The 24,909-nt window shown below is 69.5% G+C and carries 20 protein-coding genes; 11 read left to right on the forward strand and 9 right to left on the reverse strand.

Annotated features, from left to right (window positions below; all coding sequences use genetic code 11):
* Positions 1 to 64: 64 nt before the first annotated feature.
* Positions 65 to 1,090, reverse strand: a complete 1,026-nt coding sequence (locus tag V8Z80_RS02765) for an NADP-dependent oxidoreductase (protein WP_336060918.1) — start codon at positions 1,088 to 1,090, stop codon at positions 65 to 67.
* A gap of 125 nt (positions 1,091 to 1,215) precedes the next feature.
* On the opposite strand from V8Z80_RS02765, the gene V8Z80_RS02770 reads away from it, so the two are divergent.
* Positions 1,216 to 2,100, forward strand: a complete 885-nt coding sequence (locus V8Z80_RS02770) for a LysR family transcriptional regulator (RefSeq protein ID WP_336060919.1) — start codon at positions 1,216 to 1,218, stop codon at positions 2,098 to 2,100.
* 97 nt (positions 2,101 to 2,197) lie between these two features.
* Here V8Z80_RS02770 and V8Z80_RS02775 read toward each other — a convergent pair whose 3' ends face one another.
* Genes V8Z80_RS02775 through V8Z80_RS02785 form a run of 3 tightly spaced genes read right to left on the reverse strand, consistent with a single transcriptional unit; the run spans position 2,198 to position 5,109 of the window.
* On the reverse strand, positions 2,198 to 3,229 hold the full coding sequence (locus V8Z80_RS02775) for a DctP family TRAP transporter solute-binding subunit (RefSeq protein ID WP_336060920.1): 1,032 nt from the start codon (positions 3,227 to 3,229) through the stop codon (positions 2,198 to 2,200).
* A gap of 54 nt (positions 3,230 to 3,283) precedes the next feature.
* Positions 3,284 to 4,582, reverse strand: a complete 1,299-nt coding sequence (locus tag V8Z80_RS02780; RefSeq protein ID WP_336060921.1) for a TRAP transporter large permease — start codon at positions 4,580 to 4,582, stop codon at positions 3,284 to 3,286.
* Positions 4,579 to 5,109, reverse strand: a complete 531-nt coding sequence (locus tag V8Z80_RS02785) for a TRAP transporter small permease (RefSeq protein WP_155193450.1) — start codon at positions 5,107 to 5,109, stop codon at positions 4,579 to 4,581. Before V8Z80_RS02785 ends, V8Z80_RS02780 begins: the two co-directional genes overlap by 4 nt.
* Before the next feature lie 41 nt (positions 5,110 to 5,150).
* Between V8Z80_RS02785 and purL the strand changes: the two genes are divergently transcribed.
* From purL to speB, 8 genes are all read left to right on the forward strand, one after another.
* Positions 5,151 to 9,386: a phosphoribosylformylglycinamidine synthase gene (purL, locus tag V8Z80_RS02790; RefSeq protein ID WP_442951925.1), complete on the forward strand. Its 4,236-nt coding sequence runs from the start codon at positions 5,151 to 5,153 to the stop codon at positions 9,384 to 9,386.
* Between the two features lie 220 nt (positions 9,387 to 9,606).
* Entirely contained in the window at positions 9,607 to 10,455 is an 849-nt protein-coding gene (locus V8Z80_RS02795) for a transporter substrate-binding domain-containing protein (RefSeq protein ID WP_155193446.1), read from the forward strand.
* 24 nt (positions 10,456 to 10,479) lie between these two features.
* The gene (locus tag V8Z80_RS02800; protein WP_155193444.1) at positions 10,480 to 11,193 is read left to right on the forward strand and encodes an amino acid ABC transporter permease; all 714 of its coding nucleotides are present in this window, start codon (positions 10,480 to 10,482) and stop codon (positions 11,191 to 11,193) included.
* The gene (locus V8Z80_RS02805) at positions 11,190 to 11,852 is read left to right on the forward strand and encodes an amino acid ABC transporter permease (protein ID WP_155193442.1); all 663 of its coding nucleotides are present in this window, start codon (positions 11,190 to 11,192) and stop codon (positions 11,850 to 11,852) included. Before V8Z80_RS02800 ends, V8Z80_RS02805 begins: the two co-directional genes overlap by 4 nt.
* Positions 11,849 to 12,685 (forward strand): amino acid ABC transporter ATP-binding protein, encoded by an 837-nt coding sequence (locus tag V8Z80_RS02810; protein WP_155193440.1) that lies wholly within the window; start codon positions 11,849 to 11,851, stop codon positions 12,683 to 12,685. The genes V8Z80_RS02805 and V8Z80_RS02810 overlap by 4 nt, the downstream gene beginning before the upstream one ends.
* Before the next feature lie 22 nt (positions 12,686 to 12,707).
* Positions 12,708 to 13,412 (forward strand): DUF1989 domain-containing protein, encoded by a 705-nt coding sequence (locus tag V8Z80_RS02815; RefSeq protein ID WP_155193438.1) that lies wholly within the window; start codon positions 12,708 to 12,710, stop codon positions 13,410 to 13,412.
* A 31-nt stretch (positions 13,413 to 13,443) separates the two neighbouring features.
* Positions 13,444 to 14,052: a cupin domain-containing protein gene (locus tag V8Z80_RS02820; protein ID WP_155193436.1), complete on the forward strand. Its 609-nt coding sequence runs from the start codon at positions 13,444 to 13,446 to the stop codon at positions 14,050 to 14,052.
* 7 nt (positions 14,053 to 14,059) lie between these two features.
* Positions 14,060 to 15,037 (forward strand): agmatinase, encoded by a 978-nt coding sequence (gene speB / locus V8Z80_RS02825; RefSeq protein WP_336060923.1) that lies wholly within the window; start codon positions 14,060 to 14,062, stop codon positions 15,035 to 15,037.
* 12 nt (positions 15,038 to 15,049) lie between these two features.
* Here the strand turns inward: speB and V8Z80_RS02830 are convergent, their stop codons facing one another.
* The 5 genes from V8Z80_RS02830 to V8Z80_RS02850 form a co-directional block, all read right to left on the reverse strand.
* On the reverse strand, positions 15,050 to 16,099 hold the full coding sequence (locus V8Z80_RS02830) for a LacI family DNA-binding transcriptional regulator (RefSeq protein ID WP_336060924.1): 1,050 nt from the start codon (positions 16,097 to 16,099) through the stop codon (positions 15,050 to 15,052).
* Positions 16,100 to 16,233: 134 nt separating this feature from the next.
* On the reverse strand, positions 16,234 to 17,397 hold the full coding sequence (locus tag V8Z80_RS02835; protein WP_336060925.1) for an iron-containing alcohol dehydrogenase: 1,164 nt from the start codon (positions 17,395 to 17,397) through the stop codon (positions 16,234 to 16,236).
* 22 nt (positions 17,398 to 17,419) lie between these two features.
* The gene (locus tag V8Z80_RS02840; RefSeq protein ID WP_336060926.1) at positions 17,420 to 18,391 is read right to left on the reverse strand and encodes a Bug family tripartite tricarboxylate transporter substrate binding protein; all 972 of its coding nucleotides are present in this window, start codon (positions 18,389 to 18,391) and stop codon (positions 17,420 to 17,422) included.
* An 88-nt stretch (positions 18,392 to 18,479) separates the two neighbouring features.
* Positions 18,480 to 19,925, reverse strand: coding sequence for an aldehyde dehydrogenase family protein (locus V8Z80_RS02845; RefSeq protein WP_336060927.1), 1,446 nt, complete (start codon positions 19,923 to 19,925; stop codon positions 18,480 to 18,482).
* Positions 19,926 to 20,231: 306 nt separating this feature from the next.
* On the reverse strand, positions 20,232 to 21,401 hold the full coding sequence (locus tag V8Z80_RS02850) for a zinc-dependent alcohol dehydrogenase (RefSeq protein ID WP_336060928.1): 1,170 nt from the start codon (positions 21,399 to 21,401) through the stop codon (positions 20,232 to 20,234).
* Positions 21,402 to 21,720: 319 nt separating this feature from the next.
* Here V8Z80_RS02850 and guaB point away from each other — a divergent pair, with 319 nt between their 5' ends.
* Together guaB and guaA are read left to right on the forward strand one after the other, a co-directional pair.
* On the forward strand, positions 21,721 to 23,181 hold the full coding sequence (gene guaB, locus V8Z80_RS02855; protein ID WP_336060929.1) for an IMP dehydrogenase: 1,461 nt from the start codon (positions 21,721 to 21,723) through the stop codon (positions 23,179 to 23,181).
* Between the two features lie 110 nt (positions 23,182 to 23,291).
* Positions 23,292 to 24,884, forward strand: a complete 1,593-nt coding sequence (guaA, locus tag V8Z80_RS02860) for a glutamine-hydrolyzing GMP synthase (RefSeq protein WP_336060930.1) — start codon at positions 23,292 to 23,294, stop codon at positions 24,882 to 24,884.
* Positions 24,885 to 24,909: the final 25 nt, after the last annotated feature.

The following is a 24,909-nucleotide window of genomic DNA, read 5'->3' on the forward strand; positions in this document are numbered from 1 at the left end:
GCGTGTCAACTATTTTTGTGTCGTTCGATATAAAAATATCCGGGACAAGCCCCAAGGCAAGGCCTCACGGTGCCGCCACCTGCACGATCAGCTTGCCGAAGTTCTTCCCTTCGAGCAGCCCGATGAAGGCCTGCGGCGCGTTCTCCAGGCCGTGCACCACGTCTTCGCGATAACGCAGCCTGCCTTCGGCGACCCACGGCGTTGCTTCTTTCAGGAAGTCTTCTTCCAGGCCGAAGTCGAATACGATGAAGCCCCGCACGGTCAGGCGCCGGCTCAGGATCTCGCGCATCGTCACGGGCAGCCTGTCCACGCCGCGTTGGGGCTCGTCATGGTCGTTGTAGTGCGCGATCAGGCCGCACACCGGCACGCGGGCGAAGTCGTTGAGCAGCGGAAACACCGCGTCCCAGACCTTGCCGCCGACGTTCTCGAAGTACACGTCGATGCCATCCGGGCAAGCGCGGGCCAGTTGCGCGGCGAAATCGGGGGCGCGGTGATCCAGCACCACGTCGAAACCCAGCTCGTTCTTCACGAATTCGGCTTTCTCTTTGCCGCCGACGATTCCTACCGCGCGCGCGCCCTGGATTCGGGCGATCTGCCCGACCGCCGAACCTACCGCGCCGCTGGCCGCGGCCACGACGACCGTCTCGCCCGCCTTGGGCTTGCCGATTTCGCGCAGGCCCGAATACGCCGTCAGGCCTGGCATGCCCAGCACGCCCAAGGCGGTGGAGGGCGGCGCGGCCTGCGGATCGAGCTTGCGCAGGCCCTGGCCGTCGGACACGGCATAGCGCTGCCAGCCGGCATACGCCGACACGAGCTCGCCCTCGCGCCACGAAGCATGCCGCGACTGGGCCACGCGCGAGACCGTGCCGCCCACGATGACATCGCCCAGCGCCAGCGAGGGTGCGTAGGACTTCAGTTCGCGCATGCGGCCGCGCATGTACGGATCGAGCGACAGGTACACGGTCTCCAGGAGCAGCTCGCCCTCCTTGAGCGCAGGCACCGGCACGGTTTCGATACGGAAGTCGCCGGGCTTGGGCGCGCCTTCGGGGCGTGCGGCAAGGACGATACGGGTATTGGTCTTGGCGGTCATGGGTGGCTCCTGTTTCTGGCTGGGCTGTGTGCGCGGAGAGTTTTTTCCGGCGATTCATCGTCATGGTAGGGAGGGCGCAGCCATATTGGTAGACTGATATCCAATATTTCAGACTTAATAGAATAATGATCTCCGAGGCTTTCGATCCGGCGCTGCTGCGTACCTTCGTCGCCGTGTGCAGGCACGGCAGTCTCAGCCGCGCAGCCCAGCAGTCCGGCCGTGCGCAGTCCGCGCTGAGCACGCAGATCCGCCGGCTGGAAGAGCGGGTGGGCAAGCGGCTGCTGCATCGCACCGGCCGCGGCGTGGTGCCGACGACGGAAGGGGAGATGCTCCTGGGCTATGCCCAGCGCATCCTCGCGCTGGGCGAAGCGGCGGCGGCCCGGCTGGGCGAGCGTGCCCTGCATGGCAACGTGCGCGTGGGCCTGTCCGAGGACGTCGCCATCGCCGCGCTGCCCGCTGCGCTGGCCCGCCTGCGCCGGTCTTGCCCGGACCTGCACCTGGAAATCGTGATCGACCACAGCGACGCGCTGGCCCAGGCCTGGCAGGACGGCGTCCTGGATATCGCGATCGGTGCCTGCTCGGCCTTCAGCGCCGACCCGGTGCAAGCCTGGATGGTCGATCTGCAGTGGGTCTGCGCCATCGACGAAGCGCCCGATCCGGCGCGGCCGATCGACCTGATCGTCTATGCCGAGCCCTGCGCCTGGCGGCGGCTGATGTTCCAGACGCTGGCGAGCGCGGGACGCGACTTTCGCGTGGCCCTGACCAGCCACAACATCGGCGCCATCTGCGCCGCGGTGGAGCTGGGCCTGGGCGTGGCGCTGCTGACGCCCGAAGCGGTGCGCCCGAACACCATGCGCGTGCTGCCCATTGCCGATGCGGACGGCCACGGCTTGAGCGTGCGATACGGCCTGTTTGCGGGCAAGCGTGCGACGCCCTGCAGCCGCGCGCTGCTGGCGCTGCTGCGCGAAAGCCTGCAAAGTATCGAGCCGGCATTCGTCCGGCAAGGCTGAGCCGGCCCGGCGGCAAAAAAAGACTCGCCGCAGCGAGTCTGCCCCCCCGGGGACGCCGGGCGCGTTGTCGATGCCGCGCCCTGGCCGTTGTGCCTGCCTATTTGCCGCGCGCGGCGATGTCCTTTTCGGCCTGCGCCACCAGCGCCTCGCCGATCTGCTTCTTCCATTTATCGTAGACCGGCTTGGTGGCGGCCACGAAGGCGGCGTGCTGCTCGGGGGTCAGTTCGGTGACCTGCACGCCGTTGCCGCGCGCCTCGTCCAGCAGCGAGGAGTCCTCGGCCGTCATGCCCTTGCGCGCGATCTGCACCTGTTGCCTGCCGGCGTCGATGGCGGCCTGGCGCACGATTTCGCGGTCCTGCTCGGACCAGGATTGCCAGACTTCCTTGTTGACCACGAAGATCAGCGGGTCGGCGACGTAGTTCCACATGGTCATGTATTTCTGGCCCACGGCATGGAGCTTGGCCGCGGCGATCACCGACATGGGGTTCTCCTGGCCGTCCACCGCGCCCGAGGCCAGCGCCGGCTGCGCGTCGGCCCAGCTCATCTGGGTGGGGTTGGCGCCCAGCGCCGTGAAGATGTCGATGAACAGCGGCGAGCCGACCACGCGCAGCTTCAGGCCCTTCATGTCGGCCGGCGAGGCGATGGGATGGCGCGAGTTGGTGACCTGGCGAAAGCCGTTCTCGCCCCAGGCCAGCGGCACCACGCCGGCCTTCTCGACGATGGCGAACAGCTGGCGGCCCACTTCGCCTTGCGTCAGCGCGTCGATGGCGGCATGGTCGGGCATCATGAAGGGCAGGGCGAACAGGTTGAGCGCGCGGATCTGCGGCGACCAGTTGATGGGCGAACCCACCGCCATGTCGATGACGCCTTGGCGGATGGCGGTCAGCTCGCGGGTCTGGTCGCCCTGGACCAGCGAGGTGCCGGGATACAGCTTGATGTTGATGCGCCCGTCGGTGCGCTCGCGCACCAGGTCGGACCAGATCTCGGCGCCCTTGCCCCAGGGGAACTGGGTGCCCAGCACGATGGAGAGCTTGTATTCGGATTTGTAGTTCTGCGCCTGGGCGGGGGCCGCCAGCAGCGCCGCGCCGGCGCACAAGGCGGCGCCAAGCAGGGATTTGAGCGTCTTCATGATGGGTGTCTCCTCTTTCTTTTGTCCAGCGTTCGTCGGTAGATGTCGTTCGGTTCAGTATCCCAGCGTGCGGGGCAGCCACAAGGCCAGCTGGGGAAAGGCCAGCACGGCGGCCAGCACGGCCAGCATGGAAAGCAGCAGCCAGCCCACCCAGCGGAAGGTCGATTCCATGGGTACCTGCGCGATGCGGCAGGACACCATCAGGTTGACCGCCAGCGGCGGGGTGAACTGCCCCAGCGCCACCTTCAGCGTCAGCACCACGCCGAACCATACCGGGTCCCAGCCGTAATGCTGGGCGATGGGCAGCAGCAGCGGCACGAAGATCAGGAAGATCGAGATGCCGTCCAGGACCATGCCCACAGCCATCAGCAGCAGGATCAGCAGGACCAGCACGCCCGTCTCGCCCAGGCCCGAGCCCACGATGGCGCGGGTGATGGGATCGATCAGGCTGAGCGTGGACAGCGACCAGGCGAAGACGCCGGCCAGGCCCACCACCAGCAGGATCACCGCCGAGAGCTCGGCCGATTCGCGCAGGATGACGTACAGGTCGCGCAGGCCGATGCTGCGGTAGACCACCATGCCCACGAACAGGCCGTAGAACACCGCCACCACCGCGGCCTCGGTGGGCGTGAACCAGCCCAGCCGCATGCCGCCCAGGATCAGCACCGGCGCGGCCAGCCCCCACGAGGCGGCCATCAGGCTGGGCCAGAAGGGCGGGCGCGGCAGGTTGCGCTCGAGCGCGCCCATGCCGTGCCGGCGCGAGAGCCAGACGGCCGGCACGATCAGCGCGATGCCGGCCAGGATGCCGGGCACCATGCCGGCGGCGAATAGCGCCGGGACCGAGGCCTGGGGCACCAGCACCGAGTAGACGATGAAGGCGACCGAGGGCGGGATGAGGATGTCGGTGGCCGCGCCGGCGGCCACCACGCTGGCCGAGAAGGGGCCCGGGTAGCCGGCGCGACGCATGGCCGCGATCATGACCCCGCCCACGGCCGCCGCGCAGGCCGGCCCCGAGCCCGAGATGCCGCCCAGGAACATGGCCACCGCGATCGATATCAGCGGCAGCATGCCCGAACCGCGGCCCACCACGGCGGTGGCGAAGTCCACCAGCCGGCGCGCCACCCCCGAGCGGTCGAAGATGGACCCGACCAGCACGAACATCGGGATGGCCAGCAGCGGGTATTTGGCCACGCCGGCATAGAAGTTCTGCGGCACGGCCAGCAGCCCGAACCATTGCACGTCGTGGTTGGCGATGGCGATGGCCAGCGCGCCGGCCGCGCCCAGCGAGACGGCCACCGGCACGCCGATGAGCATCAGCCCCACGAAGGCCGCGAACAGCAGCGCGCCGATCATGGCCGGGCCCGCAGCAGGCGGCGCAGCGAGCCCAGCGTGCGCAGCGCGATGGCGGCCGACAGCGCCGGCAGCCAGATCGAGTACCACCAGGTCGGCACGCCGATGGCCGGGCTGGTTTCCTCGTAGATGTATTCGTCCCAGACCAGCCGCGCCGACAGCACGGCCAGCAGCACGAAGAAGGCCAGCACCACGGCCTGGCTGGTCACCGCCAGGCGGCGCCGGCGCGCATCGCTGCCGCCGTCGGCCAGGGCCTCGATGCGGATGTGCTGGTTGCGCACGAAGGCCGAGCAGGCGCCCACCATGGTGACCACGATCATCAGGAAGATCGATACTTCCTCGGTCCAGGCGAACGAGCGGCTGCTGAAGTAGCGCACCAGCACGTTGGCGAAGGTGATCAGGGCCAGGGCGGCCATCGCGGCCACGGCCAGCACGTCCTCGATGGCCAGCGGCACGGAAACCTTGGGTTCGGGGCGCGCGGGCGCGGCGGTGTCTTGCGCCCGGTCCTGGGCAGGCGGGGGTGGGGGCATGGGCGGGTACGGCGTCTGTCTCGGTGCTTCTTGTCGGCTTTATGGCGCGCGGGCGGGCGATGCGCCCGGCGTGCCAGCATGCTAACGCCGGGCACCGTCCGCGCGCCCCCGTGTTTTCCCGCAGGCAGGCTAAAATCACTGGTTTCTCCTTCCCCTGCCTGCGCGCGCCCATCGTGTCCGTCTCCATCCTGCATCTTCCCGGTTCTTCCGTCCTGTCGCCTTTTCGCCGCGCGCGCCTGCTGGCCAGCCTGCAAGGGGCCGGCCTGCCCGTGGCCGACATCGCCGCGCGCCACGAGCATTTCGTCTGGACCGACGGCGAGCTGGCGCCGGCCGAGCGCGAGCGGCTGCAAGGCCTGCTGGACTACGGCACGCCCTACCAGGCGCACGAGCGCGAGGACCAGGCCCTGGTGCTGCGGGTGATCCCGCGCCTGGGCACGATCTCGCCGTGGGCCAGCAAGGCCACGGACATCGCGCGCAATTGCGGGCTGGCGCGGGTGCGGCGCATCGAGCGCGGCGTGCGCTACGTGCTCATCGCGCAGCGCGGGCTGCTGGGCGGGGCCAAGCCGCTGGACGCCCAGCAGCTGGCCCGCGCGGCCGGCCTGCTGCACGATCGCATGACCGAGACCGTGGTGGACGCGGCCTTCGACGGCCGCGCCCTGTTCGAGCCGCTGGCCGGCAAGCCCATGCGCACCGTCGACGTGCAGGCGCAGGGCCGCCAGGCGCTGGTGCAGGCCAACCTGAGCCTGGGCCTTGCGCTGTCCGAGGACGAGATCGACTACCTGGCCCAGGCCTTCGGCGAGCTGGGCCGCGATCCCACCGACGTCGAGCTGATGATGTTCGCCCAGGCCAACAGCGAACACTGCCGGCACAAGATCTTCAACGCCCAGTGGGTGATCGACGGCCAGGACCAGCCGCACACCCTGTTCGGCATGATCCGCCAGACCCACGCGGCCCAGCCCGCCGGCACGGTGGTGGCCTATTCCGACAACGCCGCCATCATGGAGGGCGGCCCGGCCCAGCGCTTCTACGCGCAGCCGCCGCAGGCCGGCCAGGCGCCGCGCTATGGCCGGCGCGAGGCCACCGTGCACACCTTGATGAAGGTCGAGACGCACAACCACCCGACCGCCATCGCGCCGTTTCCGGGCGCCTCCACGGGGGCCGGCGGCGAGATCCGCGACGAGGGCGCCACCGGCCGCGGCTCCAAGCCCAAGGCCGGCCTGACGGGCTTTACCGTCTCGCACCTGCGCCTGCCCGGCGACGTGCAACCCTGGGAGGCCGACCACCACGGCCTGCCCGAGCGCATCGCCACGCCGCTGTCCATCATGATCGACGGCCCGCTGGGCGGGGCCGCCTTCAACAACGAGTTCGGCCGACCCAACCTGCTGGGCTATTTCCGCACCTTCGAGCAGACCGCGGGCGGCACCCGCTGGGGCTATCACAAGCCCATCATGATCGCCGGCGGCCTGGGCAGCATCGATGCGGGCCTGACCCACAAGAAGCGCATTCCGCCCGGCGCCTTGCTGATCCAGCTGGGCGGGCCGGGCCTGCGCATCGGCATGGGCGGGGGCGCGGCCTCGAGCATGGGCGTGGGCAGCAACACCGCCGAGCTGGATTTTGATTCGGTGCAGCGCGGCAACCCCGAGATCGAGCGGCGCGCGCAAGAGGTCATCGACCGCTGCTGGCAGCAGGGCGAGGACAATCCCATCCTGGCCATCCACGACGTGGGCGCGGGCGGCTTGTCCAACGCCTTCCCCGAGCTGGTCAACGATGCCGAGCGCGGCGCGGTCTTCGACCTCAAGCGCGTGCCGCTGGAAGAGTCGGGCCTGTCGCCGGCCGAGATCTGGAGCAACGAGTCGCAAGAGCGCTACGTGCTGGCCATCGCGCCCCAGGACCTGGCCCGCTTTCATGCGCTGGCCGCGCGCGAGCGCTGTCCCTACGCCGTGGTGGGCATCGCCACCGAGGCGCGCCAGCTGCGCGTGCTCAACGGCGCGGCCGGCGCCGACGCCAAGCTTTTTGCCGCGGTCGATGCCGAACTGGCCCGCCTGGGCGCCACGCCGGCCGGGCAGCCGCCCGGCGCCCAGGGCGGCGCGCCCGGCCATCCGGTCGACGTGCCCATGAACGTCATCCTGGGCAAGGCCCCGCGCATGACGCGCGACGTCAGCCGCGCCCCGGGCGCGGGCGCGCCCCTGGACCTGACCGTCATTTCGCTGGACGAGGCGGCCCGGCGGGTGCTGCGCCATCCCACCGTGGCCAACAAGACCTTCCTGATCACCATCGGCGACCGCACCGTGGGCGGGCTGTGCAGCCGCGACCAGATGGTCGGCCCCTGGCAGGTGCCGGTGGCCGATTGCGCCGTGACGCTGGCCGACTACGACGGCTTCAGGGGCGAGGCCATGGCCATGGGCGAGCGCACGCCGCTGGCGGTGCTCGATGCGCCGGCCTCGGGCCGCATGGCGCTGGCCGAGGCGCTGACCAACCTGGCGGCCGCCGACGTGGCGCGCATCGAGGACATCAAGCTGTCGGCCAACTGGATGGCCGCCTGCGGCGTCAGCGGACAGGACGCGGCGCTGTACGACACCGTGTCGGCCGTCAGCCAGCTGTGCCAGCAGGTCGGCCTGTCCATCCCGGTGGGCAAGGATTCGCTGTCGATGCGCACCTCCTGGCAGCAGCAGGGCGAGCAGCGCCAGGTGATCGCGCCGGTCTCGCTGGTCGTCACCGCCTTCGCGCCGGTGGCCGACGCGCGCGCCAGCCTGACGCCGCAGCTGCGCACCGACCAGGGCGAGACCGTGCTCATCCTGATCGACCTGGGCCGCGGCCGCCACCGCATGGGCGGCTCGATCCTGGCGCAGGCCTTCAACCAGGTCGGCCAGACGGTGCCCGACATCGACGCACCCGACGAATTGCGCGCCTTTTTCGTCACCATCCGCGCGCTGGCCGAGCAGGGCGTCATCCTGGCCTACCACGACCGTTCGGACGGCGGGCTGTATGCCACCGTTTGCGAAATGGCCTTTGCCGGCCACACCGGCGTGTCGGTCAACCTGGACATGCTGACCTTCGATGCGCAAAGCGCCGATTGGGGCGACTACAAGATCCGCCCCGAGCAGGTGGCGGTGCAGCGGGCCGAGGCCACGCTGCGCGCCTTGTTCTGCGAAGAGGCCGGCGCGGTCATCCAGGTGCCGGCGGCCGAGCGCGACGCGGTCATGCAGGTGCTGCGCGCCGCCGGCCTGTCGGCGCACTCGCACGTCATCGGCGGCCTGAACGAGCGCGACGAGATCGAGTTCTACCGCGACGGCCACAAGATCTGGGGCCAGCCGCGCGCCGAGCTGGGCCGCATCTGGAGCCAGGTCAGCCACGGCATCATGGCCGCGCGCGACAACCCCGACTGCGCCCAGGCCGAACTGGACGTCTGGAACGACCGCGACGACCCGGGCCTGAGCCCGCGCGTGCCCTTCGATCCGCAAGAGGACATCGCCGCGCCCTACATCGCCAGCGGCGCGCGCCCGCGCGTGGCCATCCTGCGCGAGCAGGGCTGCAACAGCCAGGTCGAGATGGCCTGGGCCTTCGACACCGCCGGCTTCGAGGCCTGGGACGTGCACATGACCGACCTGCTGGCCGGCCGCGTCGACCTGGCCGACGTGCAGGGCCTGGTGGCCGTGGGCGGATTCAGCTATGGCGACGTGCTGGGCGCGGGCGAGGGCTGGGCGCGCACCATCCGCTTCAACGAGCGGCTGGCCGAGCAGTTCGCGGCGTATTTCGCGCGGCGCGACACCTTCGCCCTGGGCGTATGCAACGGCTGCCAGATGATGGCCGCGCTGGCGCCCATGATTCCCGGCGCCGAGCACTGGCCGCGTTTCACGCACAACCAGTCGGCCAAGTACGAGGCGCGCCTGTCCATGGTCGAGATCGCCCAGTCGCCCTCGCTGTTCTTTGACGGCATGCAGGGCGCCCACATCCCCGTGGCCGTGGCCCATGGCGAGGGCTATGCCGATTTCTCGCAGCAGGGCGATCCCGGGCGCGTGCTGGCCGCGGCCCGCTATGTCGATAACCGGGGCGCGGCCACCGAGGCCTATCCCTACAACCCCAACGGCAGCCCGGGCGGACTGACCGCGGTCACCACCGCCGACGGCCGCTTCACGGTGATGATGCCGCACCCCGAGCGGGTCACGCGCAACGTGATGATGTCCTGGGCGCCGGCCCGCTGGGGCCAGGCCGACAGCGGCGGCCCCTATTCGCCGTGGATGCGCATGTTCCGCAATGCGCGGGTGTGGCTGAAATAGCAGGGTAGCCCGCCCCAGGCGCCCACGCGCCGTAACGGTGCGGGCATGCCCGTCATCATGCACCGCTGGCGTGCGCAATGCGCGCCAGCTTTGTTTTTTCCCCTTGTGCCGCGTTGGCATGCAAATTGCTTGGCTTTTATGCAAGTGACTTGCATGCATTGCATGTCGCTTGTGCTGCCGGCGCCGCCGGTACGCCATCCATCGCACAAGGGGAAACATCATGAGCTTGTCTCGTCGCGTCGCAGGCGTGCTGGCCGCGCTGCTGGCGGCATTGCTGCCGGCCGTGCCGGCCCAGGCCGCCGACCTGCTGGAATCGATCAAGAGCAAGAAGGAAATCGTCGTCGGAACCGAGGCGCAGTTCGCGCCCTTCGAGTTCGTGCAGGACGGCAAGATCGTGGGCTATGGCCCGGACCTGATGAACCTGATCCTGCAGGACTTGCCCGGCGTGAGGGTCAGGCAGATGGATGTGCCCTTCCAGGGGATCCTGCCGGGCCTTGCCACGCGGCGTTTCGATTTTGTCGTCACCTCGGTGACCATGACCAAGGATCGCGCCGCCAAGTTCGCCTTCACGCTGCCCATCGCCGACGCCACCACCGCGCTGGTCAAGCGCCAGGGCGATGACACGATCCAGGCCGCGCCGGACATCGCCGGCAAGACGGTGGGCTCGCAGGCCGGGTCGGCCCAGCTCAAGGCGCTGCAGGAGTATGCGGCCAAGCTCAAGGCGCAGGGCAAGCCGGCGGTCAACATCCGCGAGTACGTCAGTTTCGACGAAGCCTATGCCGACCTGGGCGCCGGCCGCGTGCAGGCCGTGGCGCAGTCCCTGGCCAACCTGGCCACGCTGGTCAAGTCGCGTGGCGACGTCTACGCGGTGATCGACACGCCCATCGGCCCGAAAACCTATTTCGGCTGGGTGGGCAGGCAGGACGCCGATAGCGCCTCGCTGGTGAAGTTCTTCAGCGACGGCATCGCCAAGGCCAGCCGCGACGGCACACTGCAGGCGCTGCAGAAAAAGTGGTTCGGCTTCACCATGGACGTGCCCGTGGACGCCGTGCCCGAGCCCCAGATCTGAGCCCCGGGCCGGAGCGAACGCGACATGAACGCCGCCACGCTTGCCGAAAGGCTGTCCGCCTACCTGCCAGTGCTGCTGCACGGCGCGGGCATGACGCTGCTGGTCTCGGCGGCCGCCATCCTCATCGGGTTCGCGCTGGGCGCGGCCCTGCTGGGCTTGTCGCTGTCCGGCGCCGGGCGCGGGCTGGCGCGCGCGGCGGTGGCGGCCTACGTCAGCTTTTTCCGCGGCACGCCGCTGCTGGTGCAACTGCTGATGGCGTTCTACCTGCCCAGCGCCTTTGGCTTGGACCTGCCGCCGCTGCTGGTGGCCATCGCGGTGATGGGCCTGAACTCGGCGGCGTTCCAGTGCGAGATCCTGCGGGCCGGCCTGGCCGCGGTGCCGGCCGGACAGATCGAGGCGGCGCTGAGCTTCGGCATTGCCCCGCGCCGCGTGTTCCGCCATGTGCAGTTGCCGCAAATGGCGCGCGCGGTATGGCCGGCCGTGATATCGGAGGCCATCGACGTGGTCAAGAATTCGGCCATCGTCTCGGTGATCGCGGTGGCGGAGCTGGCGCGCGGCGCCCGCCAGATCGCGGCCGCCAACTTCCGCGCCCTGGAGGTCTACCTGGCCGCGGGCTTGACCTACCTGGTGCTGACCGGCGCGATCTTCCTGCTGGGCGCCTGGCTCGGCCGGCGCCTGTGGGGCGGGCCGCGCGCGGCCTCGCGCATGCTGCCGCACGAAGCGGGAGGCCGGCCATGATGGACCTTGCACTGCTGGTCGATTTCCTGCCGCTGTTCGGCCAGGCGGCGCTGCGCACCGCGGGGCTGGTGGCGGTCGGCCTGGCCGGGGGGCTGCTGATCGGCTTTGCCATGAACCTGGCCCGCGAAACCGGCTGGCTGCCGCTGCGGGCGCTGTACTGGGGCTATACCGCCATCTGGCGCGGCACGCCCTTCCTGATCCACCTGTTCATCGTGTATTTCGGGCTGCCGGGCGTCGGCGTGCGGCTCGATCCTTTCGCGGCGGCGGCCTGCACGCTGGCGGTCTATGGCGGCGCCTACTTCGCCGAGATATTCCGCGCCTGCTGGCAGGCCGTGCCGCGCGGACAGATCGAGGCGGCGCAGGTCATGGGCCTGAGCCGGCGGCAGGTCTTCCTGCACATCGAATGCCCCCAGGCGCTGCGCGCGAGCGTGCCGCTGGTCGTGAACCAGACCGTGCTGTTGATGAAGGAGTCCGCGCTGGCCTCGGTCATCACCTATCCCGAACTGACCTTGACCGCCGGCAGGATCGTGTCCGAGCAGTTCGTCTACCTGGAGCCGTATCTGCTGCTTGCGCTGAGCTACTGGCTGATGGCGGTGGCCATCGGCGCGCTGGGCGAGCGGCTGCGCAAGCGCGTGGCGCTTGCTGGAGGAAAGCTATGAATCGAGGCAATGCCGTGCCCATGGTTTCGCTGCGCGGCGTGGGCAAGTCCTTCGATGGCCATCGCGTGCTGGCCGGGGTGGACCTGGACGTGCATGCCGGCGAAGTGGTCTCGCTGATCGGCCCTTCGGGCTCGGGCAAGACCACGCTGCTGCGCTGCATGAACTTCCTGGAGGCCTATGACGAAGGCGAGGTGCGCATCCGCGGCGCGCTGCTGGGCTATCGGCTGGCGCAAGGCCGGCGCGAGCGCGAAAGCGAGCGCATCATCGCCGAGGTGCGCGCGCCGGTTGCCATGGTCTTCCAGCAGTTCAACCTGTGGCCGCACATGACGGTGCTGGCCAACGTGATGGCGCCGCTCACGCTGGCCAAGCGCATGCACGAGGCGCGCGCCCGCGAGCTGGCCGGCCAGGCGCTGGCGCGCGTGGGCATGTCCGGCAAGGCCGATGCGCTGCCCGGCCAGCTCAGCGGCGGACAGCAGCAGCGCGTGGGCATCGCGCGCGCGCTGGCCGTGCATCCGGAAGTGATGCTGCTGGACGAGCCGACTTCGGCGCTCGATCCCGAACTGGTCGACGAGGTGCTGGAAGTCATCAAGTCCCTGTCGCGCGACGGCATGACCATGGTGATGGTTACGCACGAGATGAGTTTCGCCGCCGACGTTTCGGACCGCATCGTTTTCATGGAAAAAGGCCGCATCGTGGCGCTGGGCCCGCCCGATGACATGGTGCGCCGGCCCACCCATCCGAGGCTGCAGGCCTTCCTGCAGCCGTGGATCCGCCGCAGCCTCGCCCCGGCGCCCGGCGGCGCCGGCCTGCCTGCCCGTTCTTCGCAACCCTGATCGCCAGCACAAAGGAGCTGTCATGCAAGAGTCCCTGTCGTCCCCCGCCGGCTTGCCGGACAACGGCGAGCCGGTCGGCGTCAACGCCACCGTCCATGAACCGATTTCCGCCGACGGCGTGCCCGAGCTGGGCCGCCGCTACGAGGTGCCGGCCCGCCAAGGGCGCGCGGTGCGCCTGGCCCGGGGCCAGGTCATTCGCATCATCAACACCCACGGCAGCCAGGTGTGCGACACCTGGGCGTTCAAGGCGGACGACCTGAGCGAGTTCATGTCCATGGAGCACGCGCGCGCCTATATCGACCGCATCATCCCCAAGCCGGGCGATCCGCTGGCCACCAACCGCCGCCGCCCGATCATGACCCTGCTGCAGGACACCTCGCCGGGGGTGCACGATACGCTGATGGCCGCGTGCGACGCGTACCGCTATCGCAACCTGGGGGTGCAGCACTACCACGATAACTGCGCCGACAACATGCGGCTGGCGCTCAAGGCCATCGGCCTGCGTTCGCGCGAGGTGCCCCAGCCGCTGAACCTGTGGATGAACATCCCGGTGGGCGCGGACCATGGCGTGCAATGGCTGGCGCCCGTCTCCAAGGCCGGCGATTACGTCACGCTGCGGGCCGAGATGGATTGCGTGGTGGTCATGTCGGCCTGCCCGCAGGACATCATCCCCATCAACGACAATCGTCCGGTCGAAGTCCATTTCGTCGTCGAGGCCGGCGCCTGAGCCGGCCGCAATGACAAGCCGAGGCAGACCGATGGCCAGACGCCACGACAGCGGACAGCCACCCGAGCCGGCGCATGCGTTGCCGTCGCTGGGCCCGCGCATCAAGCACGCCCGCATGGTGCGCGGCATGACGCTCAAGGCGCTGGCCGACGCGGCCCGGTGCTCGGAAAGCCTGCTCTCGCGCGTGGAGCGAGGCCAGGCCATGCCCTCGCTCGCCACGCTGCACAGGCTGGCCCAATCGCTGGGGACCAACGTGGCCGAACTGGCTGCTGCCCATGCGCCGCCGGTCTCGCCCGTGACCCGGGCCGACCAGCGTCCCGTCCTGGAGTTCAACAGCCACCGCCGCAGCCGGCAGGGCGTCAAGCTCGAGCGGGTGATCGTGCCCATGCGCGGCCAGCTGTTGCAGGCCGACGTGCACGTGCTCGAACCCGGCGCCGAGAGCCTGGAGCAGATCGCCCACGTCGGCGAGGAGGTGGGCTATGTGCTGGAAGGCCAGTTCGAGCTGCGCCTGGGCCAGGACGTGCACCTGCTGCAGGCCGGCGATTCCTTTTACTTCGCCAGCGACACGCCCCACAGCTATCGCAATCCCGGCAATACCGTGACACGGGTCATGTGGGTGAACACGCCGGCCACGTTCTGAGCAGAAAATGCCAAGCACCGACACTTCCCGCCAAAGCCAGCCGCGCTACAGCGGCATTCCCACGTTCATGCGGGTGCCTTGCGCCGCCAGTCCCCAGGAGGTGGACATCGCCATCGCCGGCGTGCCCTTCGACGGCGGCGTCTCGGCCCGTCCCGGCGCGCGCTACGGCCCGCGGGAGATGCGCAACCTGTCCTCCATGACGCGCGCCATCCATCCCGTGACGCGCTTCGATCCCTTTGCCGCATGCCGGGTCGGGGATATCGGCGACGTGCCGTTCTCCAGCGTCTACGAGCTCGAACGCGCGCATGAGGACATCCGCCGCTTCCTGGCGCCGTACTACGCCGCCGGCAAGAAGGTGCTGGCCGCCGGCGGGGACCATTCGATCAGCTTTCCGATCCTGCAGGCGATCGCGCCGCGCCGGCCCCTGGGCATGGTGCATATCGATGCGCATACCGATACCTGGGATGCCTTCAGCGGCTCCAAGTTCAGCCACGGCTCGCCGTTTCGCCGCGCCGTCGAGGCAGGGTTGATCGACCCCCGGCGCTGCATCCAGATCGGTATCCGCGGCGCGCAGAATTCCGACGAAGGCTGGCGCTATTCGCTGGAGCAGGGCATGCGGGTGGTTTTCATGGACGAGTTCGATGCGCTGGGCGCGGCGGCCGTGGCCGCCGAAGCGAGGCGGGTGATAGGCAGCGGGCCGGCCTACCTGACGGTGGACGTGGACGGCCTGGACCCGGCCTATGCCCCCGGCACCGGCACGCCCGAAATCGGCGGGCTGACCACCCGGGAGGCCCTGGCGCTGCTGCGTGGGCTGGACGGGCTGGACCTGGTGGGCGCGGACGTGGTGGAAGTGGCGCCGCCCTATGATCCCAGCGGCAACACTGCGCTGGTGGGCGCCACGCTCATGTACGAATGCCTGTGCCTGCTGGCTCGGGGCGCGGCGGGCCAGCGGCCGGATGCGCAATGCGCTGCGGCGGCGGGCTAGCTGCCGGGCGCTTTAGCCGCCGGCCCGGGGCGGCGCGCACGATTCCCGGATCACCAGCTCGGTCGGGATCTCGACCCGGGCCTGCAGCGGCGCCTGCGCCTGGTCGAGCCGGCGCAGCAGCAGCAAGGCGGCTTCGCGGCCCAGCGCATAGCCGTCGTAGCGGATCACGCTGACGGCCGGGGTTACCAGCTGGGCCAGCGGGCTGTCGTTCGAGGCGATCAGCGAGATGTCGCGCGGCACCGACAGGCCCTTGATGCGCAGGGCCTGCAGCACGCCTTGCAGCAGGTGCATGCCGGCGGCCACGATGGCCGTGGGCGGGGCGGGCAGCTCCAGCAGCAGCTGCACTTCGCGAAAGGCGTAGTCCGAGGCAAAGCTGTCCAGCCGCAGCAAGGCCGGGTCCAGCGGCAGGCCGGCGCGCTCGTGCGCCTGCGCAAGGCCCGCCAGGCGGTCGCGGCCCACCCGGTTGTTGCGCCCGCCGCTGACCAGCGCGATGCGGCGATGGCCCAGCCCGACCAGGTATTCGGTGGCCTGGCGCGTGCCGTTCAGGTGGTCGGCGCCGACCGCGCCCAGGGCCACGCTCATCTCGCGTTCGAGCAGCACCACCGGAAAGCCGGCCTGCTGCACGGCGCGCACCACGTCCGGATCGTCCTCGCGCTCGACCGCGAACAGCAGGCCGTCGGCCCGGCGCCGGCGAAACAGGTCCAGCAAGGCCAGCTCGCGCTCGTGGCGCCCGTCGCTGCTGGCGGTCACCAGCAGGTAGCCGTGCTCGCTGAGCACGTCTTCGGCGCCCTTGATCATGGAGGCGTACAGCGGGTTGCGCACGTCAGAAAAGATGAAGCCGACCATGCGGCTGGCCACCCCGCGCATGGCGCGGGCCGCCACGCTGGGCGTCCAGCCCAGCAGGGCGATGGCGCGCTCGACGCGCGCGCGCACCTGCGGCTTGACGGTGGGCGCGCCGTTGACCACGCGCGAGACGGTGCCGATGGCCACGCCGGCCTCGCGCGCGACGTCGTGCACGGTAATGCGCTTGGCAGGGCGCGGGGCGGAATCGGGAGCGTTCAAGACGGATGAGGGGCGGATGGGGGCGGGCGCATAAGCCGTCATTCTAGAGGCGTTAGAGGCGTGCCGGCCATCGTGCCCACCGGCTAGGGACGGCGCCGGCAGGCCCGGGCCAAGCCGCCCGCCGGCGCCGGGCGTCAATAGGCCAGTTCGAACAGCTGCCTGAAATCGGCCGTGCTGGTGTGGCGCGGGTTCCAGCGGTTGTAGCCGGCCTGGCTGCATAGCTGGGCCATTTCGTCGAAGCGGGCGGGATCGGCCCCCACCTCGCGCAGCCGCGCCGGGATGCCCAGGTCTCGGCACAGCGTCTCGATGGCATCGACCGCGGCCTGGGCCGCATCGCGCTCGGGCAGGCCGCGCACCGGACGGTCCATGGCCTCGGCCACGCGGGCGAACTTGGCCGGGTTGGCAGGCAGGTTAAAGCGCGCCACGTGCGGCAGGCATACCGCGTTGGACAGGCCGTGCGACAGGTGGAAATACGCGCCCACGAAACGCGCCATGCAGTGCACGTTGCCCAGGCCGGTCTGGCCGAAGGTGATACCGGCCAGCGCCGAGCCGCACAGCATGTTCAGGCCGGCCTGCAGGTTTTCGCGGTTGGCCACGAACTGGCGGATGTTGCCCGAGAGCAGCGCCAGCGCCTGCAGGTTCAGCGCGTCGGTCAGGATGTTGGCCTGGCGCGACACGTAGGACTCGAAGGCGTGCACGAAGGCGTCCATGCCCGAGTGCGCGGCCACGTGGGCCGGCACCGTGCGCAGCGCCAGCGGGTCCAGGATGGCCACGGCCGCCGGGTTCAGCGCGGCATGTCGGATGGACATCTTCAGCTGCCTGTCGGTGTCCGTGATCACGCAGGAGCCCGACACTTCCGAGCCGGTGCCCGCCGTGGTGGGCACGGCGATCAGCGGCAAGGGCGGCGTCTTGAACTTCTCTATCCCTTCGTAATCGTGGATGCGTCCGCCGTTGGTGGCCAGGATGCCCACCGCCTTGGCCACGTCCATGGTGCTGCCCCCGCCGATGGCCAGCAGCAGCGTGGCGCCGTGCGCCTGGCAGGCCTCGAAGGCCTTGGCCACGGTGTGCGCGCTGGGGTCGGGCTCGATCTCGGAGAAGCTGGCGTGGGCCACGCCGGCCTCATCCAGCAGCTTGCAGACATCGGCATGGAAGGCGGTCTCGCGCAAGGCCGCGTCGATGGCGATGAACAGGCGCTTGCAGTCGTACTGGCGCACCAGCTCGCCGAGCTTGCGATAGGCGCCGGCGCCCATGTACAGCCGGGTGGGGCAGAGAAAGGAAGTGATGTCCGAGGGGTTCATGCGAAGTCCGGTACGTGGCGGTTCAGTTTTCGGTCCATTGCCCGGCCAGCTCGGCCCAGCGGCGGGTTTCCTGCTCGACGAAGGCCTGGAACTCGTCGGTGGGCATGCCGCCGGGCTCGGCGGCCATGCCTTCGAGCGCGCGCTGCATGGCCGGATCCTGCAGACCGTCGACCACGGCCTGGCGGATGCGGGCCACGATGTCCTCGGGCAGGCCCTTGGGCGCGGCCAGGCTGTACCAGGTGGTCATCTGGTAGCCCGGCACGCCGGATTCGTCCAGCGTCGGCACGTCCGGCAGGAACTTGGTGCGTTCCAGGCCGGTTACCGCCAGCGGCTTGACGCCGCCGCCGGCGATCTGGGTGGCGGCCGAGGCGGCCGAGTCCACGGCAAAGGTCAGGCGCCCGGCGATCAGGTCCGTCATCATGGGCGCGGCGCCCTTGAAGGGCACGTGCACGGCTTGCAGGCCGGTTTCCTTCTTGAGCAGTTCGGCCGACAGGTGCTGGGTGGTGCCGATGCCGGCCGAGCCGTAGTCGATCCGGCCGGGGTTGGCCTTGGCATATTCCAGCAGGCCCTTGACGTCGTCCACGGGCAGCGTCTTGGGCACGACCAGCACGTTGGGCACGTTGGCCACCGTGGTGATCTGCGTCATGTCGCGCACGAAGTCATACGGCAGGTTCTTGTACAGCACGGCCGCGGCCGTGTGGCCCACGTTGGCCAGCAGCAGGGTGTAGCCGTCGGGCTTGGCGCGCGCCACGATGCCCGCGCCCAGCGTGCCGCCGGCGCCGGGCTTGTTCTCGACCACCACGGTCTGGCCCAGCTGCTTTTGCAGCTGCAGCGCCACGGCGCGCGCCACGATGTCGGTGGTGCCGCCCGGGGTGAAGGGCGCAACCAGCGTGATGGGCCGCTCGGGCCAGGATTGCGCCGCGGCGGGCGCGGCAAGGGTACAGGCGATGGTGGCCGCGGCCGCCAGGCCGCGCAGCAGTCCCAGTCTGGACATGGTGTCTCTCTCCGGTGGGGAAATGGAAAAAATAGGCGCGGCCGGCTCGCGCCCCGCCGGGGGCGCACGGCCTCGCGCAAGGGAAAGGTCAGGGATTGAAGATCAGCAGGCGTTCCTCGGTCATCTCGCGGATCGCGTAGGCCGGGCCTTCCTTGCCGAAGCCGCTGTCCTTGACGCCGCCAAAGGGCATGACGTCGGAGCGGGCGCTGGAGGTTTCGTTGATTTGCACGGTGCCGAAGCGCAGGGTGCGCGCGGCCTTGAGCGCGCGGTCGATGTCCTGCGTGAACACGCCGGCCGACAGGCCGAAGGGCGTGTCGTTGGCCCCGGCCAGCGCGGCGTCGAAGTCGTCGAAGGGCTTGATCGCCAGCAAGGGCGCGAAGGCTTCCTGGCACCAGACCTTGCCGTCCTGCGGCACGTCGGCCAGCACGGCGGGCGTGACCACCGAGCCGGTGCGCTGCCCGCCGCACAGCAGGCGCGCGCCGCCCTGCACGGCCTGCTGCAGCCATTGCTCGGCGCGCCGGGCCGCCTCTTCGCTGATGAGCGGACCCACGCGGGTGGCCGGGTCGCGCGGATCGCCCGCGCGCAAGGTGCCGGCGTATTCGACCAGGCGCCGGGTGACTTCCTCGGCGATGGGGCGTTCGACATACAGGCGCTGCACCGAGGTGCAGACCTGCCCGGCCTTGCGCAGGGCCGCGTTGGCGATGCGAGGGATGGCGCGCTCCAGGTCGGCGTCCGCGCACACCAGCGTGCTGGCGATGCTGCCCAGCTCCATCTGCGTGCGGCGCAGCCCGGCCGCCTGCTGGATGATCCGTCCCACCCGGGTGCTGCCGGTGAAGGTATAGAAGGCGATGTCCTGTTCTTCCAGCAGCCAGGCGCCCACCGAGTCGCCTTCGCCCTGCACGATGGCCAGGAACTCGGCCGGCATGCCGGCCTCGAGCAGCACCTCGCCCAGCAAGGCCGAGGTCAGGGGCGTGAAGGCCGAAGGCTTGAGCACGACCGCATTGCCGCCGGCATAGGCCGGGGCCACCTTGTGCAGCACCGTATTCAGCGGCGAATTGAAGGGCGTGATGGCACAGACCACCCCCACCGGAAAGCGCTGGGTCAGGCCCATGCGGCGATGCGCGCCCGGGCTGGCGCCGAAGGGCACCACTTCGCCGACCAGGCGCACGGCCTCGTCGGCCGACAGTTCCAGCGTGACCATGGCGCGGTCGATCTCGCCGTTGGCGTCGGCCAGCGTGAAGCCGGCCTCGGCCACCATCACGTCCACGAAACGCTGGCGATGCGTCTGCAGCACCAGGGCGGCGCGGCGCAGCTGCCGGGCCCGGTCGTGCGGAGGCGGGGCGCCGGCGTCGGCCGCCTTTTTCGCCGTGCGCACGGCCAGCGCAACCTGGTCGCGGCTGGCCTCGGTCACGTGGGCGATGGGGCGCCCGCTGTACTTGTCCAGCACGGCGAAGGGCCGCGCGCCCTCCACCCAGAGGCCGGCGATCAGGTTGCCGGTGGGCGGCAGGCCAGGGATGCTAAGCAGATCGGTCATGAAGGACGATATCCTATGTCTTGAGCGAGATCGGTGAAACGTTGTCTTAATGAGCGGGAGCGCAATAACAAGCCACGGCCATGATTATCATGGTTGTTATGGCGGGAGGAAGCTGTCTCCGCGGCCGTGTTCGGCCTCAATTAATGAAACGTTATTTTCGGTATTATCAGCCCGGCTCCAGCTGGATGGAAGCCGGTTTTGCTGAAGAGGTGTTCACCGATGCTTAACGCGCCGGGCGCGGCAGGCCCGCGCGGGGAATGCCGCGGAGCCGGCCAGGCGGTGCGCCGGCGTCGCCGCCTTGAGGGGCTAGGGCTTGAGCACGACCTTGATGCAGCCGTCGCGCTTGTCGCGGAAGGTCTCGTACATGGCCGGGCCCTGGTCCAGGCCCACCGTATGGGTCACGACGAAAGACGTGTCGATCTGGCCGTCCTGGATCCGGCGCAGCAGGTCGTCGGTCCAGCGCTTGACGTGGGTCTGCCCCATGCGCCAGGTCAGGCCCTTGTTCATGGCCGCCCCGAAGGGGATCTTGTCGATCAGGCCGCCGTACACGCCAGGAATGGACAGGATGCCGGCGGGCCGGCACACGTAGATCATCTCGCGCAGCACGTGCGGGCGGTCGGTTTCCAGCATGACGGCCTGCTTGACCCGGTCGTAGATCGCATCGAAGGAACGCGTGGCATGCGATTCCATGCCCACCGCGTCGATGCACTTTTCGGGCCCTTTGCCGCCGGTCAGCTCGCCCAGCCGTTCCAGCACGCTTTCCTCCTCGAAGTTGATGGGGATGGCGCCGCCCTGGGCGGCCATCGCCAGGCGCTCGGGCACGCGGTCGATGACCACGACCTGGCGCGCGCCCAGCAGCACCGCGCTGCGCACGGCCATCTGGCCCACGGGGCCGGCCCCCCAGATGGCGACCGTGTCGGTGGGCTCGATCTCGCATTGCACGGCGGCCTGCCAGCCGGTGGGCAGGATATCGCCCAGGAACAGCACCTGCTCGTCGGTCAGGCCGTCGGGCACTTTCACGTGGGTCTGGTCGGCAAAGGGCACGCGCACGTATTCGGCTTGCCCGCCCGGGTAGCCGCCGGTCAGGTGGGTGTAGCCGAACAGGCCGGCGGTGGTGTGGCCGAACATCTTGTCGGCCTTGTCCTTGTTGCGGTTGGTCCGCTCGCACACCGAGAAATTGCCCCGGCGGCACTGGTCGCATTCGCCGCAGGTGATGGTAAAGGGCACCACCACGCGGTCGCCGACCTTCAGCGCGCGGTTTTCCTTGCCCGTCTCGACCACCTCGCCCATGAACTCGTGGCCCATGATGTCGCCGTGCTTCATGCCCGGCATGAAGCCGTCGAACAGGTGCAGGTCCGAGCCGCAGATGGCGCAGGAAGATACCTTGACGATCGCGTCGCGTGGATGCTCGATCACCGGATCGGGAACGGTGTCATAGCGCAGGTCCTTCTTGCCGTGCCAGCACAGGGCTTTCATGGGGCGTCTCCGTCGATGCGCGCCGCCGGCGGCGGCGCCGGTAGGTGGAGCATCCATCGTAGCGGCGCGGCCCGCGCCGCCCATGTTCGAACGCTACAAACCGCAACGTCCGATCAGCGCCGCAGGCGCCGGCGGGGCGCGCCGCGCGCCGCGGCCAGGGCGGGCCGGCAGCATGCGCGGCTGCGCGGGGAAACGGACTTTTACGCCGCGCCGGCAAGGCGCCGCCCGGTCCGCGCGCCGGGCAGGGGGGCGTATAGGGGATTGCCCTAGCATACTTACGGCACAAGCGTATAATCTTGCTTTGCGCCCGGAGTTTCCCATGCGTCTCATCAAAAAAGCGCTCACCTTCGACGACGTGTTGTTGGTGCCTGCGTATTCCGACGTGCTGCCGCGCAACACGTCCCTGGCCACCCGCCTGACCCGCAACATCCAACTGAACATCCCGCTCGTGTCCGCCGCCATGGACACCGTGACCGAGGCGCGCCTGGCCATCGCCATGGCGCAAGAGGGCGGGATCGGCATCATCCACAAGAACCTGTCGGCCGACCAGCAGGCCGCCGAGGTCTCGCGCGTCAAGCGCCACGAGTTCGGCATCGTGATCGACCCGGTCACCGTCACCCCCGACATGAAGGTGCGCGACGCCATCGCGCTGCAGCGCAAGCACGGCATCTCGGGCCTGCCGGTGGTGCAGGACGGCAAGCTGGCCGGCATCGTCACCAACCGCGACCTGCGCTTCGAAACCCGCCTGGACGTGCCGCTGCGCGACGTCATGACCCCGCGCGATCGCCTGATCACCATGGACGAGAGCGGCACGCTGGACCAGGCGCAGGAGCTCATGCACAAGCACCGCCTGGAGCGCGTGCTGATCGTGAACGACGCCTTCGAGCTGCGCGGCCTGGCCACGGTCAAGGACATCGTCAAGAACACCGAGCATCCCAACGCCTGCAAGGACGCGCACGGCCAGCTGCGCGTGGGCGCGGCGGTGGGCGTGGGCGAGGGCACCGAAGAGCGCGTGGCCAAGCTGGTGGCCGCCGGGGTGGACGTGATCGTGGTCGACACCGCCCACGGCCATTCCTCGGGCGTGCTCGAGCGCGTGCGCTGGGTCAAGCAGAACTATCCCAAGGTCGATGTCATCGGCGGCAACATCGCCACGGCCGCCGCCGCCCGCGCGCTGGTCGAGGCCGGCGCCGACGGCGTCAAGGTCGGCATCGGCCCGGGCTCCATCTGCACCACCCGCGTGGTGGCCGGCGTGGGCGTGCCGCAGATCACCGCCATCTCCGACGTGGCCCAGGCGCTGGAAGGCACCGGCGTGCCGCTGATCGCCGACGGCGGCATCCGCTACTCGGGCGACGTGGCCAAGGCCCTGTCGGCCGGCGCCTCGGCCGTCATGATGGGCGGCATGTTCGCCGGCACCGAAGAGGCGCCCGGCGAGGTCGTGCTGTACCAGGGCCGCTCGTACAAGTCGTATCGCGGCATGGGCAGCCTGGGCGCCATGACCGACGGCTCGGCCGACCGCTACTTCCAGGATCCGTCCAACAACGCCGACAAGCTGGTGCCCGAAGGCATCGAAGGCCGCGTGCCCTACAAGGGCAGCGTCCTGGCCATCATCTTCCAGCTGGTGGGCGGCGTGCGCGCCTCCATGGGCTATTGCGGCTGCGCCAACATCGAAGAGATGCGCACCAAGTCCGAGTTCGTCGAGATCACCTCGGCGGGGTTCCGCGAATCGCACGTGCACGACGTGCAGATCACCAAGGAAGCGCCCAACTACCGCGCCGACTGACGCCGCCGTCGCAGGCAGCGGCGCCGCCGGCCCCGCGCCGCGCCTGCAGTATCCCGCACCGGACGAAGCGATTCGCCGGTGCGCTTTCATATCCTCCGACAGAGTTCCTCATGCACCAGCGCATCCTCATCCTCGATTACGGTTCCCAAGTCACCCAACTGATCGCGCGGCGCGTGCGCGAGGCCGGCGTCTACTGCGAGATCCATCCGGGCGACGTGAGCCCGGAATTCGTCGCCGGGCAGGTCGGGCAGGGCGCCAAGGGCATCATCCTGTCCGGCAGCCATGCCTCGGCCTATGCCGAGGATTCGCTGCGCGTGCCGGCCAACGTGTTCGAGCTGGGCGTGCCGGTGCTGGGCATCTGCTACGGCATGCAGTCGATGGCCCAGCAGCTGGGCGGGCAGGTCAGCTTCTCGGACCACCGCGAATTCGGCTATGCCGAGGTGCGCGCCCACGGCCACACCCGCCTGCTCGAAGGCATCGAGGACTTCCGCACGGCCGAAGGCCACGGCATGCTCAAGGTCTGGATGAGCCACGGCGACAAGGTCACCGCGCTGCCGCCCGGCTTTACGCTCATGGCCTCCACGCCCTCGTGCCCCATCGCCGGCATGGCCGACGAGACGCGCGGGTTCTATGGCGTGCAGTTCCATCCCGAGGTCACCCACACGCTGCAGGGCCAGGCGCTGCTCTCGCGCTTCGTGCACGAGATCTGCGGCTGCACCGGCGACTGGAACATGCCCGACTACGTCGAGGAAGCCGTGGCCCGCATCCGCGAGCAGGTCGGCCAGGAAGAGGTCATCCTGGGCCTGTCGGGCGGGGTGGACTCCTCGGTGGCCGCGGCCCTGATCCACAAGGCCATCGGCGACCAGCTGACCTGCGTGTTTGTGGACCACGGCCTGCTGCGCCTGAACGAGGCCGAGCAGGTCATGCAAACCTTCGCCGGCGCCATGGGCATCAAGATCATCCACGTGGACGCCAGCGAGCAGTTCCTGGGCAAGCTGGCCGGCGTCGAGGACCCCGAGGCCAAGCGCAAGATCATCGGCCGCGAGTTCGTCGAGGTGTTCCAGTCCGAGGCCGCCAAGCTCAAGAACGCCAAGTGGCTGGCCCAGGGCACCATCTATCCCGACGTGATCGAGTCGGCCGGCGGCAAGACCGGCAAGGCCGTGTCCATCAAGTCGCACCACAACGTGGGCGGCCTGCCCGATACCTTGAACCTGAAGCTGCTGGAACCTTTGCGCGAACTATTCAAGGACGAGGTGCGCAAGCTGGGCGTGGCCCTGGGCCTGCCCCCGGCCATGGTGTATCGCCATCCCTTCCCGGGCCCGGGCCTGGGCGTGCGGATCCTGGGCGAGGTCAAGCGCGAGTATGCGGACCTGCTGCGGCGCGCGGATGCGATCTTTATCGAGGAGCTGCGCGGCACGATCGATACCGTCAGCCAGCAGACCTGGTACGACCTGACCTCGCAGGCGTTCGCGGTGTTCCTGCCGGTGAAGTCGGTGGGCGTGATGGGCGATGGGCGCACATACGACTACGTGGTGGCGCTGCGGGCGGTGCAGACCAGTGACTTCATGACCGCGGATTGGGCGCAGTTGCCGTATTCGCTGTTGGCGAAGGTGTCGGGGCGGATTATTAATGAAGTGCGGGGGATCAATCGGGTGGTTTATGACGTGAGTAGCAAGCCGCCTGCGACGATTGAGTGGGAGTGAGGGGGGTTATAAGTTATTGATTTAA

Origin of the sequence: Orrella sp. JC864 (assembly GCF_037026685.1) — a bacterium.
In the GTDB taxonomy this organism is placed as follows: Bacteria; Pseudomonadota; Gammaproteobacteria; order Burkholderiales; family Burkholderiaceae_B; genus Orrella.